The 17719-nt window shown below is 58.4% G+C and carries 15 protein-coding genes; 5 read left to right on the top strand and 10 right to left on the bottom strand.

Annotated features, from left to right (window positions below; translation table 11 throughout):
• Window positions 1–66: 66 nt before the first annotated feature.
• The 7 genes from E1J53_RS16725 to E1J53_RS16695 all read right to left on the bottom strand — a co-directional run bounded on the left by E1J53_RS16725 (window position 67) and on the right by E1J53_RS16695 (window position 9015).
• Window positions 67–1383, bottom strand: a complete 1317-nt coding sequence (locus tag E1J53_RS16725; RefSeq protein WP_134273444.1) for a gluconate:H+ symporter — start codon at window positions 1381–1383, stop codon at window positions 67–69.
• Between the two features lie 69 nt (window positions 1384–1452).
• Window positions 1453–1767: a DUF4286 family protein gene (locus tag E1J53_RS16720; RefSeq protein WP_134273445.1), complete on the bottom strand. Its 315-nt coding sequence runs from the start codon at window positions 1765–1767 to the stop codon at window positions 1453–1455.
• Window positions 1768–1820: 53 nt separating this feature from the next.
• Window positions 1821–3137, bottom strand: a complete 1317-nt coding sequence (murA, locus tag E1J53_RS16715) for a UDP-N-acetylglucosamine 1-carboxyvinyltransferase (RefSeq protein ID WP_134273446.1) — start codon at window positions 3135–3137, stop codon at window positions 1821–1823.
• A 387-nt stretch (window positions 3138–3524) separates the two neighbouring features.
• Window positions 3525–4232: a DUF4290 domain-containing protein gene (locus tag E1J53_RS16710; protein WP_134273447.1), complete on the bottom strand. Its 708-nt coding sequence runs from the start codon at window positions 4230–4232 to the stop codon at window positions 3525–3527.
• 239 nt (window positions 4233–4471) lie between these two features.
• Complete coding sequence (glmS, locus tag E1J53_RS16705) at window positions 4472–6310, bottom strand: glutamine--fructose-6-phosphate transaminase (isomerizing) (RefSeq protein WP_134273448.1); 1839 nt, start codon at window positions 6308–6310, stop codon at window positions 4472–4474.
• 304 nt (window positions 6311–6614) lie between these two features.
• Window positions 6615–7997, bottom strand: coding sequence for a DUF4270 family protein (locus tag E1J53_RS16700; RefSeq protein WP_134273449.1), 1383 nt, complete (start codon window positions 7995–7997; stop codon window positions 6615–6617).
• Between the two features lie 193 nt (window positions 7998–8190).
• Entirely contained in the window at window positions 8191–9015 is an 825-nt protein-coding gene (locus E1J53_RS16695) for a glycogen/starch synthase (protein WP_134273450.1), read from the bottom strand.
• Between the two features lie 333 nt (window positions 9016–9348).
• Between E1J53_RS16695 and panC the strand changes: the two genes are divergently transcribed.
• The gene (gene panC, locus E1J53_RS16690; protein WP_134273451.1) at window positions 9349–10218 is read left to right on the top strand and encodes a pantoate--beta-alanine ligase; all 870 of its coding nucleotides are present in this window, start codon (window positions 9349–9351) and stop codon (window positions 10216–10218) included.
• Between the two features lie 85 nt (window positions 10219–10303).
• Entirely contained in the window at window positions 10304–10648 is a 345-nt protein-coding gene (gene panD / locus E1J53_RS16685; protein ID WP_134273452.1) for an aspartate 1-decarboxylase, read from the top strand.
• Window positions 10649–10846: 198 nt separating this feature from the next.
• On the opposite strand, the gene E1J53_RS16680 is transcribed toward panD, so the two are convergent.
• Window positions 10847–12085, bottom strand: coding sequence for an ABC transporter permease (locus E1J53_RS16680; protein ID WP_134273453.1), 1239 nt, complete (start codon window positions 12083–12085; stop codon window positions 10847–10849).
• Window positions 12086–12326: 241 nt separating this feature from the next.
• On the opposite strand from E1J53_RS16680, the gene E1J53_RS16675 reads away from it, so the two are divergent.
• Both E1J53_RS16675 and E1J53_RS16670 read left to right on the top strand, forming a co-directional pair.
• Window positions 12327–13841 (top strand): lipopolysaccharide biosynthesis protein, encoded by a 1515-nt coding sequence (locus E1J53_RS16675; RefSeq protein ID WP_134273454.1) that lies wholly within the window; start codon window positions 12327–12329, stop codon window positions 13839–13841.
• Between the two features lie 140 nt (window positions 13842–13981).
• On the top strand, window positions 13982–14644 hold the full coding sequence (locus E1J53_RS16670; protein WP_173021533.1) for a GDSL-type esterase/lipase family protein: 663 nt from the start codon (window positions 13982–13984) through the stop codon (window positions 14642–14644).
• On the opposite strand, the gene E1J53_RS16665 is transcribed toward E1J53_RS16670, so the two are convergent.
• Window positions 14638–15657 (bottom strand): WYL domain-containing protein, encoded by a 1020-nt coding sequence (locus E1J53_RS16665; RefSeq protein ID WP_134273456.1) that lies wholly within the window; start codon window positions 15655–15657, stop codon window positions 14638–14640. The two genes, E1J53_RS16670 and E1J53_RS16665, sit on opposite strands and share 7 nt — an antisense overlap.
• Before the next feature lie 89 nt (window positions 15658–15746).
• Between E1J53_RS16665 and E1J53_RS16660 the strand changes: the two genes are divergently transcribed.
• On the top strand, window positions 15747–17111 hold the full coding sequence (locus E1J53_RS16660; RefSeq protein ID WP_134273457.1) for an RtcB family protein: 1365 nt from the start codon (window positions 15747–15749) through the stop codon (window positions 17109–17111).
• 71 nt (window positions 17112–17182) lie between these two features.
• Here E1J53_RS16660 and E1J53_RS16655 read toward each other — a convergent pair whose 3' ends face one another.
• Complete coding sequence (locus E1J53_RS16655) at window positions 17183–17713, bottom strand: biopolymer transporter ExbD (RefSeq protein WP_134273458.1); 531 nt, start codon at window positions 17711–17713, stop codon at window positions 17183–17185.
• Window positions 17714–17719: the final 6 nt, after the last annotated feature.

The raw sequence follows: 17719 nt of genomic DNA, 5'->3' as shown, positions 1-17719 counted from the left end.
ACCTGCTTTTGGAGAAAGTCGGTCATTTATCCTGGTCACCTAATCATTCCTCCCCGTAAGGCTCCCTTACACCACCAGGGAAAGTCCCAAACAGCCCACGAGTCCAATGAGGCTGACCACCGTCTCCATCACCGTCCAGCTGCGGAGGGTTTGGGGCACGGTGAGGCCGAAGTACTCCTTGAAGAGCCAGAAACCCGTATCGTTGACGTGGCTGCAGGTGAGGCTACCGGCACCGGTGGCGAGCACCAGCAGCTCCGGGCTAACGCTTCCTCCCTGCGCCAGGGGCAGGGCGATACCCGCCGCCGTGATGGCGGCCACGGTGGCCGAGCCCAGGGTGATCCGCAGGGCGGCGGCAATGAGCCAGGCAATCAGGATGGGGTGGGCGTTGAAGCCCTCCAGGGCACCGACGATGTAGTCACTGGTGCCACTGTCCACCAGCACCTGCTTAAAGGCACCGCCGCCGGCAATGATCAGCAGGACGGCGGCCATCGGGGCGAGTTGCTTACCCACGCGAGACATCAGGTCGGCGAAGGAAATGCCGGTTTGCCGACCGAGGATGAGCATGGCCGCCACCACACCGATGAGCAGGGCCACGGTGGCGTTCGTCACCAGGGCGATCCAGCGGTTGCCTTCCCCCTCGGCGCCCGGAAAAAAGCTTTGCACCAGCGCTCCGGCGCCCAAAAGAATTACGGGCAGCAGCGCACACAACAGACTGGCCCCGTAGCTGGGCAGTTGCTCCGGTAAGTCCTTGGCTTCCATCGGAATGGCGCCCTCCGTCTGGGGCATGTTTTTGAGGGTACGCGCTAATAATGGGCCCGCCAGGATCACGGAGGGTACACCGAGAATCAGTCCGAACAACAGCGTCTTCCCCAAATCGGCCCCGTAGGTGTCGGCAATGATCACCGGAGCGGGGTGGGGGGGCAGAAAGCCGTGCGTAACCGAGAGGGAGGCGACCGTCGCCACGGCCACCATGGCCAGCGGGAGGCCGGTGCGTTTGCTGGCGGCAAAAATGATCGGCGCCATCATGACGAAGGCAACGGTGTAAAACAACGGGATGCCGATGAGGAAACCTACGAAACACAAACCCCACAGAACGTCCGTTCCCTTCCGTCCGGCGACCAGGCGATCGGTAATGACCTGAGCCGCTCCCGTTTCGGCGATGATGCCACCGAGTACGGCACCCAGGCCCAAAATCATGGCCAGGCCACCCAGGGTGCCGCCCACGCCGCCCTTGATGGCCGTCATGGTGCCCTCGGGACCCATGCCCAGCCCAAGTCCCGCCAGAATGGCCACCAGGATCAGGGCAACGAAGGGGTGCCACTTAAGGCCAATAATCAGGCCAAGCAGCAATAAAACGGCCAGGAGGGTAATCAAAATGGGCATGGATCAAACGGTGGTTGGACGCCCAAGGTAACATCCTTCCTTCATTTTGGCCCCGGTGGGCTCGGAAGGCTAATCTCCGTGCGCCACCACGTCCAGCAGGGAGGGGAAACTGACGTATTTGCCCTTGAACTCCCGGTCGTGCATTTTCTGATGGTCCAGGGCATACTTCTCCTGGTAAATGTCGAAGGCCGGACGGGAAGAAAAGCGCAGCAACAGGGCGTAGGTGACACCATCGCTCTCGTCCACGCCGCGCAGGCGGCAGAGGTGGTAATCTTCAATGGTATTGCTGTCCATCAGGTGAGGGATGTAGGCGTGCTGCATCCACTGCAACCATTTGGCGTGCGCAACGTGGTCGATCTTGGTGGTGATGTTGTACAGTAACATGGGGAGCAAAGGTAGCACCGTCCCCGGTAGTTTTCATCTACCGGGTGTTCTCCCTAGTCCTCCCGTTGAATCCGGGCCCCAATGGCCCGCAAACGTTCGTCGATGCGCTGGTATCCCCGGTCAATCTGGTGGATGTTGTCGATCTGGCTGGTCCCCTCCGCGCTGAGCGCGGCAATGAGGAGACTCACGCCCGCCCGGATGTCCGGCGAAGTCATGCGGATGCCCCGCAGCGGTGCCCGCCGGTCCATGCCAATCACCGTCGCCCGGTGCGGGTCGCAGAGGATGATCTGGGCGCCCATGTCGATGAGCTTGTCCACAAAGAAGAGCCGACTTTCAAACATCTTCTGGTGAATCAGCACGCTGCCGCGGGCCTGAATGGCGGTCACCAGCGCAATGCTCATCAGGTCGGGTGTGAAGCCCGGCCAGGGAGCGTCGTAAATGGTCAGAATGCCCCCGTCGATGAAGGTCTGGATTTCGTAGTGATCCTGGGCGGGAATGTGGATGTCGTCACCGGGGTAGTTCATCTTGATACCCAGCCGTTCGAAGGTGCGGGGGATGATCCCGAGTTGGTCCCGCCGTACGTCCTTGATGGTAATGTCGCTCTGGGTCATGGCGGCCAGACCGATAAAACTGCCGATCTCAATCATATCCGGCAGCATCCGGTGCTCGGTACCGGAAAGGCTATTCACCCCCTGGATGCGGAGCAGGTTGGAACCGATGCCCTCGATGTTGGCGCCCATGCTGACCAGCATCCGGCACAGTTGCTGCAGATAGGGTTCGCAGGCGGCGTTGTAGATAGTGGTCTCGCCTTCGGCGAGTACGGCGGCCATCACGACGTTGGCCGTACCCGTCACCGAAATTTCGTCCAGGTGCAGGAAGGTTCCCTTCAGGCCCTTGGTCTCAAAGCCGTAGATATTGCGTTCGGCGTCGAAGTCGAAGTCTGCCCCCAGGGCCTGCAGGCCGAGCAGGTGGGTGTCCAGCCGGCGGCGGCCGATCTTGTCCCCACCGGGTTTGGGCAGGCTCGCCCGGCCGTACCGGCCGAGCAGCGGAGCAATGAGCATCACCGAACCCCGGATGCGCTGGGCATCGCGGACGTAGTCCTCGCTGAGCACGTAGTCGATGTCAATGTCGCGGGCCGTCACCCGTACGCTCTCGCGGTTCAGCCGCTCCACTTTGGCGCCCAGTCCGGCCACCAGGTCGAGCAGCTTGTTGACGTCGAGAATGTCGGGCAGATTCGAGATCGTCACCGGCTCCGGGGTCAGTAGGGTAGCGCTGATGATCTGGAGTGCTTCGTTCTTGGCCCCCTGGGGGATGATCTCGCCACTGAGCTGGTGGCCGCCTTCGACAATGAAGGTTCCGTTGGTGGTCATTCAATTGGTTTTGTCACGGCGGGATATACCGTGGTTTTCACTGCTCCGCGAAGGTAGTGAGACCTGCCGGTTTTCCAAGACCTCAATGAGCCTTAGCGGTGATTCGCGGAGTATTCGCCGGTACCGAATGAGTATTGTTTTTCGGGAATCGAAACTTCTAAGCAGCAATCCGGGCCGACGGCCCAGTAGTGACAGCTCCAAAGACCGGCTGTACTACCTTCGCTGTAGTGCTCCTCCGAGCCGTCGAGTGGAACGAGCTGCTCGTAGGTGTCGTGAAACGATGATCAGCTTACGCTTACCTCATCAGTTAAATAGTAGTGTGGAAGCACACCTCTACATCAAACGTCCTATTTCAAACATCAAACATCAAACATCAAACGTCACCCTCTACCGTCTCCGGTTCCGGCTCCTGCTCCGTGAGCGCGACCGATTGCCACCACCGGAGTTGTTGTGCTGGTTGCTGGGGCGCGTTTTCTTATTTTTTTTCTTCTTTTTCTTTTTGCGGCGATCATCGTGCTGGGCGGGCTGGTTGGGGCCGGGCTCACCGATTTTTGCGTCGGGAGGCAGGACGAGGGTGCGGTCGCTCATCTCGTAGAGGTCCTTCCGGATCATCTCTTCGTTGACGTGCTTGCCCTGGTTCCAGCTGGACAGCGCAATTTTCATGTAGTAGGCAGCCGTGTAGGTAACCAGGTCCCGCTCCGGACCGTCTTCCATCTCCTTGCCCTTGGCAATGAGTGCCTGCACGTGTTGCCCGTAGTGCCGCATCCGGCTTTTTTCCTTGCTGGGGTAGGGCAGGGCCTCCAGCGACTCGTCTTCGGCTTCCGGTTTGGGCTCAATGCCTTCCGGGAGCTTGACGTTCAGGGGTTCTCCGGCGATGGCGAAAGCGTGGTGCCAGAGCCGCTCCTCATAATTATCCTGGGTCTTGATGCCGGGCTGCATCTGCAGCATCAGCTTAATGACGCGCTCCACGTACGCCTGACGCTCTTCGTCTCCCTCAATGCTGTTGGCATTGCGGAGCAGGTCCTGCACCGTCCGGCCATATTCACTGATGACAAGTTCGTCTCGACTGGTGTTATAAGCGATATCCCATTCCATACGTAATCTTTCTTCTTTAATCGCGCAGCGCCCCGAATCCTATTGGCCTATTCAGCGCCAGAAATCTCTGTTCAGGGGGTTAATGCTGCGGAGGTAATTTTTCTTTGGGCGCAAGCGTGAAGCAAAGCGGAATACTCGGCTCAGCCGGTGCAGGTGCCGGGGGCAATCGGTAAAGCCAGCTTTCCGGGAGCTTCGCCGCCGTGCGGCCCCAAAGGTCGTGAATTATTTTATTTATCCGTTTATTCTACCGTCACGGACTTGGCCAGATTCCGCGGCTGGTCCACGTTCCGCCCGAGTTCCACGGCAATGTGGTAGCTCAGCAGTTGCAGAGGGATGACAGACAGCAGCGGAGAGAAGGGCTCGTCGGTGGCGGGAATCTCAATGATGTGGTCCGCAATCTTCGAGATGGCTTTTTCTCCCTGGTTAACGATGGCGATCACCCGACCCTTACGGGCGACGACCTCCTGAACGTTACTGACGATTTTCTCGTAGGCGGAGGGGTTGGTGGCCATCACGATGACGGGCATATTCTCGTCAATCAGTGCAATGGGACCGTGCTTCATCTCCGCGGCCGGGTAGCCTTCAGCGTGTACGTAGCTGATTTCCTTTAGCTTCAGCGCACCCTCCAGTGCCACGGGGAAGTTGTATCCCCGGCCAAGATAAAGCGCGTTGTCGTGGTTCTTGATCTCCTGAGCAATGTAGCGGATGTGATCGTTTTCCTCGAGTACCTCCCGCACTTTTTCCGGAATCAGCTCCAGCTCCCGCAGGTACTGCTGCAGTTCAGTATTACTGATGGTACTCAGCTTCTGTGCCAGACTCAGCGCCAGAATGGTCAGGACGGTCACCTGACCGGTAAAGGCCTTGGTGCTGGCCACCCCGATTTCGGGACCACAGTGGATGTAGCTGCCCGCGTCGGTCAGGCGGGCGATGGAGGATCCCACGGAGTTGACGATTCCGTAGATCATGGCCCCCTTTTGCTTGGCCAGTTCCAGGGCGGCCAGGGTATCGGCCGTTTCTCCGCTCTGGCTGAGGGCAATGACGATGTCGCCTTCGTTCAGGATCGGGTTCCGGTAGCGGAACTCGCTGGCGTATTCCACCTCCACGGGAATACGAGCCAGGTCCTCAATGAGGTATTCCCCAATCAGACCGGAATGGTAACTCGTGCCGCAGGCCACGATGATGATGCGATTGGCCCGCACGAAGCGGTTGGCAAATTCTTCGATACCCCGGAGGTAGACCAGACCATCTTTACTGCTGATCCGTCCCCGCATCGCGTCCACAATGGTCTGGGGTTGCTCGTGGATTTCCTTGAGCATGAAGTGCTCGTAGCCGTCTTTCTCCAGGGCTTCAATCTGCAGGTCCAGCTCCTGGATGAAGGGCGGTTGGGTCTCGTTGGCGGTGTTTTTGATCTTCAGCCCCTTGGTCCGACTGATCGAGGCGATCTGATTGTCGTCCAGGTAAACCACTTTCTTGGTGTGGTCCAGGAAGGGGGAGGCATCCGATCCGATGAAAAACTCATCTTCGCCAATGCCCACTACCAGGGGGCTGGCCTTTCGGGCACCCACCAGGATGTCGGGGTTCTCGCGGTCAATGACCGCGATGGCGTAGGCTCCTTCCACCCGGTTGAGGGCCAGGCGTACGGCCTCCTCCAGGGAGAGGTTACCCTCCCGCTGAATCTCTTCGATGAGGTGGACGAGGACTTCGGTATCCGTGTCGCTTTCAAAGGTGTGCCCCTCGGCCATCAACGCGTTTTTTAACACGCCGTAGTTTTCGATGATCCCGTTGTGTACGAGGGCCAGACGACCCCGACCACCGAGGTGGGGGTGAGCGTTGATGTCGTTGGGCTCCCCGTGGGTGGCCCAGCGGGTATGGCCAATGCCCAGTGTGCCGGTGGTGTCATGCTCGTTGACGATCGCCCGCAGCGCCGCTACTTTCCCCTGCTTCTTGTGGACTTTCAACGCTCCGTTTAAAATAGCAATGCCGGAGCTGTCGTAGCCCCGGTATTCCAGACGTTCCAGTCCTTTAATGATCAATTCGTCGGCCTGGCGGTTACCGATGTAGCCTACAATTCCACACATACTTGGGATTATTTTCTGAGCTTGCTCTTTGGGCAGTTGATGCTGGTCCGGGGGTACATAGGGGGTAAGCCTTAATATCCTGCTCCGTATCTCCCCCTTTCTCAGGGATTTTCCGCTACGGGGAGCCCGGACTCCGGTAGGGTGTCGGTTCCAAGAACAGTACTCAGGGAGCAAAGGTTGGCGTGATCGTACGCGCTGCTTGGGAAGAAAGCCCGGGCAGCGCGTACTTATGAATACTTAGAGCTTGTTTGGATTTTGGTCATCTGGCCGAATGGAAGTCGATTATTAAATTCCAAACAAGCTCTTAATCCAGTTCCGTAAAGGTCACCCGCACCGTAGCCGGTTTCACGGATGATTCGGGACCTCCCAGAATTACGCGGGAAGGATCAATGTCTACCGGCACCACGCGCATGTAGATGGTGGGCGGCACTTCCCCACTAACCATTCGCTGCATGTGGACGGAGAAACGGGGACGGTAGAAGGAGTCTCCGTCGCTGTCCAGTAAGTCTTCCCCGCCGAGGAATTGACGGATGATGTCACTGGAGAAGGGGTTCCCCAAGCGAACCCGGTCGTCAATGGGCGTAATCACACCTTCTTCGTTCCGGTAGTAGAGCGCCACAAAGGTGGGGATGGGACGATCTTCGGTGCTGTATCCACTGACCTCCTCGACCGTGAAGCTGATCTCTGCCTGATTGATGACCACGTCCTCCAGCGCACTAAGATCCGTAAAAGTGATTTCGGTCATGAGTCCCGCCTGACCGGACAAGAGTACTTGCTCATTGTCCTGGTCGGGGCCAAGCAGTGATCCGGCGAGCGAGCCAGTGTAGTTTTTCTCGTAGCGGGGAAGCCAGAGGAAAAGGGGAGCCCGGTAGAACGTAGGCTCCTGATTGGCCGTGTCGGGGTAGAAAAGGTACAAGCCGCCAAAGGGTGTGGCGCCCTGGCGGGTGGGCTGGGGCTCTAGCGTGAGCAGGCCGTCGGTATTGCCGTCGGGCTCCAGGTAAAAACCGGCCAGGAAACTCCAGAAAGCGGAATCCGACTCAAAAGTGGCGGTATCCTGGAGGTTGAGTTGGGTGACAAATTGATCCGTGAAGGGGATACGGATGTGGGAACCCAGCACGGAGTCTCCGTTGGAGGCGACGAGCGTATCGTAGAGCAGGCGTGGCGTTTTGGTCGCAAAGAAGGAGCTTTCCCGGTTCAGGTCTTCAAATCCCCGGGGGAAGCTTACGTTGCTGTAATAGTCCTGTTCCTGATCTACGGGACTGGCCAGTCTTCCGAGACGGAAATTGAACTCCCGGGTGTTGCCGTAAAAGGCATTGGCCGTGTCGATGGGGATGATGAGCACCACCGAATCAACCATCTCGTCGGTGAAGGCGAAGGGCGGAATCCGGGCAAATCCACTTGAATTCCGGGAGAGATTGGGAATGAGGTACGCACCGTGCTTGACGGAACCGAAAACATCGTCTTCCAGCGTACCGAAGGTGAAACCGGCAATGGCCGCGTTGACGGAGGCGTCAAAAGTGAGGATGGTATCATCGCGGACGACCTTGGTGGTGAACTCCAAATCCATCGTTTGACCGAGTTCCGCCCGGTCGACGTTGAGGATGTCCGACCCAACGGTAATGGGTTCAGTACAGGAAGGAATGACGAAGGTGAGCGCAACCAGGGCCAGGAATATGAATTGTTTCATTCGCTTGGGGAATAAAGTCGTAGTCGGTTAGTCTGTAAGTAGCGGTGAGCTGTTAAAAGTATTGGACTGTTGATGCGGTAGTGATCTGAGGGGAGAACAGACTAACGCTTCAACAGTCCAATCAAAGGGACACCATACGGCCATGGAGGGTTGTTTCGGAAAACTTAACGATGGCCGTTAGTGAGAGATTTGTTTACTTGGCGACTTCTTCTTCAAGAAGGTTCTGGAAGAATTCTACGGAAGCCGCGGGAGCTTCTTCGCCCTGTACGTCAAGCACGGGAATGGATACGCTGCCGAGGAGTTCCTTGGTCGCATCACTGGTCTCCGGGCTTCCGATGATGACCGCATCGGCGTACTGGAGTGCTCCGCGGTGCAGGTCGGGCTTGCCGTCGTGGACGTAGGCAGCCAAATCTTCTTCCATCAGGGCATTGATGCTGGCCTTGAGGGCAAAGTCTTCGTGGATGTGGTTTTCCGGACCGCTTTCGTAGAGGCTGTAGACGATCTTACTGTCTTTGAACAGTGGCTCGGTCTGGTAGGCTTCCCGCAGGTAGAAGGGAATCAGGCTCGTCATCCATCCATGGCAGTGAATGATGTCTGGTGGCCAGCCGAATTTCTTTACCGTTTCGATTACTCCCTTACAGAAGAATACTGCCCGGTCGGCATTGTCGTCGAAGGGCTTGCCTTCCTTGTCGTGGTGGACGAACTTGCGCTTAAAGAAGTCTTCGTTGTCGAGGAAGTAGACCTGCATGCGAACGCCCTTGTCCGGCAGAGAAGCCACCTTGATGATCAGTGGGTAGTCATCATCGTCCACGATGATGTTCATCCCGGAAAGACGCACTACTTCGTGGAGGCGGTGGCGACGTTCGTTGATGGTTCCGTACCGCGGCATGAGGACGCGGATTTCCATCTGGTTTTTTTGGAGGTATGGAGCCAGAGCCCTAACGGTTTTGGCGATGTCAGTTAACTCTGTGTAAGGGTCCATTTCCTGGGTGACAATTAGCACCTTCTTTTTACTCATATCGCAAGCGGTATCAATTCGAATTTTCTTTAGTGCGGACCATCATTATGGTCAGTCGCGGGGGCAAAGCCGGCGGCAAATTTACGAAATATTATACACACGGACTATCTTCGCCGCCGTTTTGCCCTTCCCGGCACCTTTTTGCACGCTGCCGTACCCATCCGTCCGGCACCTGCACGCCGCTGCTTTCATGATAAAATCAGCGGTCCCGACGACCACTACGGCACTCGGGATCGTGGCCCGCAAGGGTTTTTATCATCCGAATATGGTCGCCGGTAACCGGATTAATTGGGGGCATGCACGATCGTGTGAAGTACTAATGATGGAGCCGTCATGATAATCTGTACGACTGCCGCCGAACTGAACGAGCGGCTTGCCGGAGCCCGGAAGGAGGGCCAACGGATTGGGTTTGTGCCCACCATGGGAGCACTGCACCGGGGCCATATGGCCCTGATCCGCGCGTCGGTTACCAGCTGCGAACTCACGGTGGCGAGCATCTTTGTCAACCCCACCCAGTTCAACGAAGCCAGTGATCTGTCGGCTTATCCCCGCACTCCCCGGGCCGATGAGGAGTTGCTCATTGCCCACGGATGCGATTTTCTCTACCGCCCCGATGTAGCGGACATTTACCCCAACGGAGATCAGGAAAGTGCTGCCGCCGAACTGGACTTCGGTTCCCTCACCGAACGTATGGAAGGTGCCCACCGGCCCGGCCACTTTGCGGGAGTAGCCCAGGTGGTGAGTCGGCTACTGGACATCGTCAAACCACGGGTATTGTTCCTGGGGCAGAAAGACTATCAACAGGTGGCCGTGATCCGGTCCATGGTCCGGCAGCTGGATTTGCCCGTCATGATCGAGGTCGTAGAAACCGTACGGGAAGTAGACGGACTGGCGCTGAGCAGCCGGAATCGACGCCTGGGACCCCAGGAGCGGAAAGCGGCCGGCCTCATTAACCGCCAGCTTAGCGCCGTAGCCGCGGGCCTGCTGGCCGGATGGGATCCGGAAAAGCTGGAGACCGCCGCCATGGACGCTATGCAGCGACACCCGCTACTCAACCCTGAGTACGTGGAGGTGTTTACTGGCCACAACCTCCTTCCTTATCGGGGCGGACCGGCCGCCGCTGAAATCGTCGTGGCCTGTGCCGTGCACTGTGGCCCGGTTCGATTAATTGACAACCGCATTGCCATCCCGTCCAACCCTTAAGAAAATTTTACGTTTCTATGGTCGCAATCTTGCGTCCTAAAAGCGATTTAACTCCCCCAAACCGCCCCAACCTCATCGTCAGATTATGCTAATTCAACGCTTTAAAGGAAAAATCCACCGCGCTACCATCACCGAAGCTAACCTCAACTACGTGGGTAGCATCACCATCGATGGCCTTCTGTTGGACGCTGCGGGCATCCTGGAAGGTGAAAAGGTGCAAATCGTTAATAACAACAACGGGGAACGCATCGAGACCTACACCATTCGCGGTGAAGAAGGCTCGGGCGTGATCTGTTTGAACGGTGCCGCAGCGCGCAGGTGCCAGGTGGGTGACGTGGTCATCATCATCGCCTACGGCTACATGACCGAGGACGAGGCCCGGGCATTTGAACCGAAAGTGGCCTTCCCCGACGACAATAATCAGCTTTAGGGCTACACCAGGCTCCCCGAATAGCGGGGTTCAAAGTGCCTCCTGGGGTCCTGATGGACCAGTGGCGTAGCTAATTCAGTACCTGCTTTCCGTCAGTATGCATAGCGACGGACTGATCCCACGAACGGATATGGGGAGCGCCGAGGTATCCGAGGTCAACCCGCTGCGGCATGCTGTCGTTGCCAACCAGCAACCAGCCTACTCGTAGCGCAAAGATTCAATCGGGTCCAGGGCCGCGGCGCGCATGGCGGGGTAGAGTCCGGAGAGGAGCCCAACCACCGTACAGACGATCAGCGCCAGGCCGATCCATAGCCAGGGCACGATGAAACTGCCCCCGGTGATGAGGGCCACGACGTTACCCACGGCAACACCGAGGATGATGCCCAGGATGCCACCGATCTGGCAGATCACGACGGCTTCGATGAGGAACTGCAACAGTACGTTTTTGCGAGTTGCCCCCAGGGCCTTGCGCACCCCAATTTCCCGGGTACGTTCGGTGACGGATACCAGCATGATGTTCATCAGGCCGATGGCGGCACCCAGCAGGGTCATCAGGCCGATACTGACGGCCGCCAGGCGCAGGGTGACGGTGTTTTCCTTGATGATGGAAACCAGGTCGGAGCTGTTTTCTACTTCGAAGTCGTTCTCTTCGCCGGCCTTCAGGCGGCGGACTTTCCGCAGCGTAAGGGTGGCCTCCGCCATGGCCGCTTCGATGCCCGTTGGGTCTTTGACGGCGACGAGGATATCGTAATTGGTGCGGGAAGACCCGTAGAAACGTTTGGCCGTTTGCAGGGGAATGAGCACCCTCCGGTCTTCGCTGGCGTTCATACTGCTGCCCTTACTCTTCAGGGTGCCGACAACGCGCACCCGCAGGCGCCCGGCCACAATCTCTTTGCCCAGTGCCTCCTCGTCATTGCCGTCGAAGAGGGTTTCTACCAGATCGGAGCCAATGATGGCAATATTCCCGCCTTCCCGCACTTCTCGGTAGGTATAATTTCGACCGCGCTCGATCTCGAAGCCCTTACTGTTGAGGTAATTAACGGACATGCCGTAAATGGATACGTTGGGGTTCGTTTCCTTGTCTCCGAAGGTTACTTTGGTGGCACCACTGGCAAAAAAGCTTACGGAAACGGCGGCCGGATATTCGTAACGTTCCATGAACTCCATGGCCTGATCGTAGGTGAAGGGGTCGGAGCGCTTACCGCGTTCCCGTCCGCTGGCACTGCGGATGGTTTCCCGCTTCCTTTCCACCTCGAAGGTGTTGGCTCCCAAACTGGATAGGTTGGAAGACAGCGAATAGATGGCGGCGTCGATGGCCGTCAGAATTCCTACCAGCGCCATAATGCCCACGGCGATGATGAGCGTGGTGAGCAGAGCGCGGAGTAAGTTGGCGTTGACGCTGCGCAGGGCAACGCGGATGTTTTCCATTAATCCCATAGCGCCCCAAATGTAGCTTTTTCACTCCGGCCGTAACCCGCTTTTCGACGAATGACGGTTGTTGAACTACGGAGAGTGTCCCGGCAAACGGTCCGGTATTGATCGGACCGTGCCTCACGCGAAAGAACGCTGGTGCACAGAAAGGCGGCAATCACCGGGAATTTCCCGGCGAATAATCAATCACGGTGTTTTTCGCGGGGAAGCACGCTACCTTGTGCCCTGAAATTGTGAACCACCGCGTATGACCCTCCGCAAACTTGGCGGCGAAACCATCATCTACGGCTTCAGCAACGTCCTGGGGCGACTGCTGAACTACGTCCTGGTGACCTATTTCATCACCCGGCTCATGAGTTCGGAAGAGTTTGGCGTGGTCAATGATCTGCTGTTCTGGACGGCCTTCCTGATCGCCATGTTGGTCTTCCGGATGGATACGGTGCTTTTTCGGTTCGCCAGCCGGCAGGAATACCATGCCGACGGGGTTTTCCGCCGGACCCAGGCCTGGGTCACCGGAGCGGTGGTCATCCTGGTTGGGGGAATGCTGCTCTTCGCCGAAGAAATTGCCGGCTGGCTAAAGTATCCGGATCGGGTAGTCTACGTCCGGCTGGTGCTGGCGACCGTAGCCTTTGATGCCCTCAGCGCCGTGCCGCTGGGCCGACTGCGCCTCGATCAACGGCCGTGGTTTTTCGTGGCCGTCAACCTGGGTAACGTCATCGTGAACATTGCCCTGATTTACCTACTGCTCTTCATCTGGCCAGCTAACGCGGCTTGGGTAGCGGAAAAAATGGGCTGGACCTACGATCCGGCCTACCAGGTCGGCTATTACCTCTTTACGCTGGCGGCCGCCGCGGGACTTCGATTGCTGGCCCTGATGCTCGACCAGTGGTGGCGGGCGGGTAAGCGGAAAGCCCTCGCAACGGGCATCGTGCCGGATTGGTCGGAAATGCTCCGTTACGCCTACCCCCTGGCGTTGGTAGCCGTGGCCGGTATCATCAATTTTCTGGCGGCTCCCTGGGTGATCAAGATGTACAACGGGGGGACGGTCACCGAGAACTTATACTGGTCCGGACAATTTGGTGCGGCGGCCAAACTGGCCGTAGCCCTTAACCTTTTCGTTACGGCCTACAATTACGCGGCCGAACCCTTTTTCTTCCGGCAGGCCGGGCGAGGTCTGGAAAGCAGTGACCGTACGATTTACGCGGATGCGACGCGCGCCTACGCCATCATCGGGGTGGTGGCCTCCGTGGGGATTTTGCTCTTTCAACCCTGGCTGGAACTCATCATCGATGAGGGAGAGCGTGTGGGGATGTTCATCCTGCCCCTGCTGCTGGCCGCCAACTTCTTCTTCGGGTTGTATTCGAATTTTTCGGTGGCCTACAAGCTCACCGACAAGACCATCCTGGGCGGTGGCATCGCCCTGCTGGGGAGCGTGATCGTGCTCTTCGGAAGCATCACCTTTGTGGAGAAATACGGAATCTGGGCACCGGCTACGGCCATGCTGGCCTGCTTTGCCGTCATGTGCGTACTGGCCTACGGGGTGTCCCGCCGCTACTTTCCGGTAGATTACCCCCTGGGGCGCATCGCCGCATACCTGGTGTGGGGCGCAGTGGTGCTCTTGGGGACCAATGCCGTCACCGCCGCGATCAGCGGGCCCGCAGGGCTGGGTGCCCTATTGATCCGGGGTGCCAGTTTTCTGGTGCTGGTTGGGGGTTTGTTTCTGGCCGAACGGGCGTGGATCAGAAAAACCTTTGTGCGGTAGAGACAAGGCATGCCTTGTCTCTAATGTTTCGGATTGCGTACCTTCTAAACCACGGAGACAAGGCCTACCGAAAAATATTGCACCTGCGCTCCGTCGCCCATATATTACCGGCCCCTTGCGTTACCCCAAACAGAACCCGTATGTCACGCCTCCTCCTTCCCCTGATTTTCCTGGTATTTACCGCCTGCTCGGCCCGCTTCAGCAAACAACATCTGCTGGTGATTGGCGACAGCAACGCCGTCGGTAAGGGGTGGGTCGACCAACTGCAGCAGCTTCGGGGCGGCGGCCCCCTGGTCAATACGGCCCTGTCGGGCAATACGATCGGTTTCAATTACGGCAGCGAAATGTCGATGAATACCCTGGAAAACCTGACCTCCTACCTACGCCAGGGCTACGCCGAAATGGGCCAAATTGATGAGGTCATCATCGCCCTGGGCACCAATGACTGCAAGGCCCGCTTCGGCGGCCAGCACGGTAACATCATCACTAATCTGACCACGCTGACTAAACGTACGCGTGATTTCTTCACCAGCCGCGGGCAGGAAGTTCCGCGCATCGTGCTGGTGTCTCCACCCCCAATGGCCTCCGACGAGGTGGTCATCGACGAATTTACCGGTGGGGCCGCCTGCGTGGCCGAACTCACCGAAGCGGTGAAGGCCCTGGCGACCCGGGAAGGCTATTGCTTTGTGAACCTCCTGGAACAACCTGGCTCCACCCTGCTGAGCAACAGCGAAGACGGCATCCACTTCAGCCTGGAAGGCGATAGGTTGATTGCCCAATCGGTGATTAAAACCTGCTACTGATCTTTCGGGGCGTAGCGCCGGACGGCCCGCCGGAGCAGGTGATGGATTCGGCGGCGCAGCCGATTGGGGGCCAGCACCTCCACGCCCTCGCCAAAGCCCAGCAGCAACCGCTCCAGCTCATAATTCTGTTGGAGTTGCAGCCCGAGCACAATGCTGTGGTCTTCCCGTCTCTCCAGAAGTTCCTGGGAATGATGCAGGGGTTTGGTAAGGACGTAGGGCGCATTATGCCGGTCCACCCACAGCCGAATGTCCAGTGGCGATCCGTTGTGTACCGTCACCCCGAAAGTGTGGCGGTAATACGCTTCGGGATCAAAATTTTCCTTACGGTATTCGGCCCGTAAATCGGGCGTCACCCGAAGGATTCGGTCCAGCGCCAGGTTGACTACCTTTTCGGTCCCGTCCCGCCGCCCCACGAGAAACCACCGATTGTTGAACTCCTTGAGGATGTACGGGTGGAGAAGAATTTCTCCGGGTTTACGGGCGGTAAAGGACTGATACCCCAGCCGCACCACGATTTGCTTGTTGATGGCCTGATAGAGGGTGTCCAGATGTTCCAGCCCCTTGAGTTGTTCGTTTTTGTCGAGATGGATGATGGATGCTCCGTTGGCGGACTGCCGATAAATCCGGTCTTCCAGCTTCTGAATGACGCCGTTCAGCTCGGCGAAGAGGGAAAAATCTTTGAATTGTCGCAACATCGTGACGGATTCGGTCAGGACCTCCAGATCCGCTCCCGTCAGGGGGACGTCCGTGATGCTGTAATCCGGATCGGCGTAGCGGTAGTATTTCTTCTCGTACACCTCGATCGGGGCCAGGTAGCCAAGTTTGTCTCCGCGCATCATCTGGAGGTCCAGCTGAACGGTGCGTTTGCTTACGTAGGTGTCCTTCCCTTCCAGTTCGTAAAGGGCATCCGAGCAGGCCTGGATGAGGTCGTCCAGCGTCCAGCGACGCCCGGGGTTTTGCAGGCACTTATCGATGGTACGGTAGCGAATCAGCGCATTTTTGTTGGTGGGCACGGAGAAATTTTGGCGGGTTTGGCAACTACGCAAAATAATTGCGCAGTTGTAAAAATACCTTGCAGTATCGAAAACGAAAAACCCGAAAAATGATTACCGGAAAGACCCTGATTGACCTTGGATACACCCCCGGCAAGTGGTTTGCCGAAGCCCTGCGGGAGCTGAACGCCCGTCAGTTGGCGGGCGCGGAGATGCTGGCCTTCCTGGACGAGCGCCAGCCCCAGCTCATCGATCCGCACGCCGAAGCCCGGCCCTATCACCGTAATCTCCGGGCGGAGCACCCGGACGAGATCACGAACGTGGAGGCGGTATTTCATACGATGGACGTCCTGATGACCACCCCGACGGTAGTGACGGGCGCGGTGATGCCGGATGCCTGTCCCACCGGTGCTCCCGGACAGATTCCCGTGGGGGGTGTGGTGGTGACGGACAACGCCATCCACCCGGCCATGCACTCCGCCGACGTTTGTTGTTCCGTAATGATGACCAACTTCGGGCGGACCGATCCGAAGGTGGTGCTGGACGCGGCCCACGCCGTTACCCATTTCGGAAAGGGAGGGCGTAAGGATCCCTTTGATCTGCCGACGGAGCTGCGTCGGCAGATGGAGGATAACCCCTTCCTGTGCACCGAGCGGAGCCTGTCCATGGGTCATACCCACCTGGGAACCCAGGGGGACGGTAACCACTTCCTGTACGTGGGGCGCTCCGAGCAGACCGGCGAAACGATCATGGTGACCCACCACGGTTCCCGTGGCTTTGGGGCCGAACTGTACCGCAAGGCGATGAAGGTGGCCGAACGCTTCCGCAAGGAGCTCTCTCCCCGCACCGCGGAGCGCAACGCCTGGATTCCCTACGACGAACCCGAGGGCGAAGCCTACTGGGAAGCCCTGCAGACGGTGCGTCGCTGGACCAAGTTGAACCATACCCTGATTCACGAAGCTACGGCCCTGGGCGCCGGAGCGCAGGTGCAGGGGCGATTCTGGAACGAGCACAATTTCGTGTTCCGCGACGGAAGCACTTTCTACCACGCCAAGGGCGCTACCCCCCTGGATGACCGTTTCGTGCCCGACAGCCACGAGGGCCTGCGCCTGATCCCGCTGAACATGGCCGAGCCCATCCTGGTGGTCCGCGGCGAAACGACGGACACCAATCTGGGGTTCGCGCCTCACGGCGCGGGTCGGAACGTTAGCCGCACGGCCCACCGCAAGCGCAAGGCTGACCGCACGGTGCGGGCGGTCTTTGACGAGGAAACCGCCGGGCTGGACGTCCGCTTTTTTGCCGGTGGCATCGACGTGACGGAGCTCCCTTCCGCCTACAAGGACGCCCAGAACGTGCAGGCGCAGATGGAAGCCTTCGGGCTCGGCGAAGTGGTGGACCGCATCCTCCCGTACGGCTGCATCATGGCTGGAGAGCAGCGCCACCACCGCCGCCGCAAGAAGCGGCGGAGCACCTAAAACCCCCGGAAATTTGTGACTTTGTTTGTAATCAGCCGTTCTTCCCCGCCGGGGGAGGGCGGCCTTTTTTATCAAAGCTCCTTCCCGTGACCGCTCGGCTCCGCCTCGCTGATGATCATTGGTAGCTCGTCGCGGATGCTGCGCTGCTCGGCCGTGGTGAGCATGTCGTAGGCTTTGCCGTATCGCTGGCTGGCGACCTCCTCCCAGAGAACCTGATAGCTGTGCTTGAGGGCGTCGTAGACCTCCAGGTACTGCCGGTAGCTGGTGCCCCGGTCGTGGGTGAGGCTGACCACCGCCTGCTTGGGCGTCCGCTCGGGGGAAATGACGTGGTTGCGGACCATGTCCGGCAATGCGGCCAGCTGCGCCCGCTCGTTTTCGATCATCAGCTGATCGGCGGCGTTGACGATGACGGTGAGGACGTTTTTGTCGACGACGTCTTGCTTGATCGGATCGTCGTCCCAGATCGGTAATTTCACCAGCACCCCCTGATCTTCGGCGATGGTGGTGGTGACGAGGAAGAAAATGAGCAACAGAAAGGCGATGTCGGCCATGGAGCCGGCATTCACCCCGGGACCTTCCCGGCGCGTTTTTTTGGTAACCATAATTGT

This window comes from Lewinella sp. W8 (genome assembly GCF_004375085.3).
GTDB lineage: Bacteria > Bacteroidota > Bacteroidia > Chitinophagales > Saprospiraceae > Neolewinella.
Note: the sequence above shows the minus strand (reverse complement) of the source record. Positions and strands in the feature narration are given on the sequence as shown.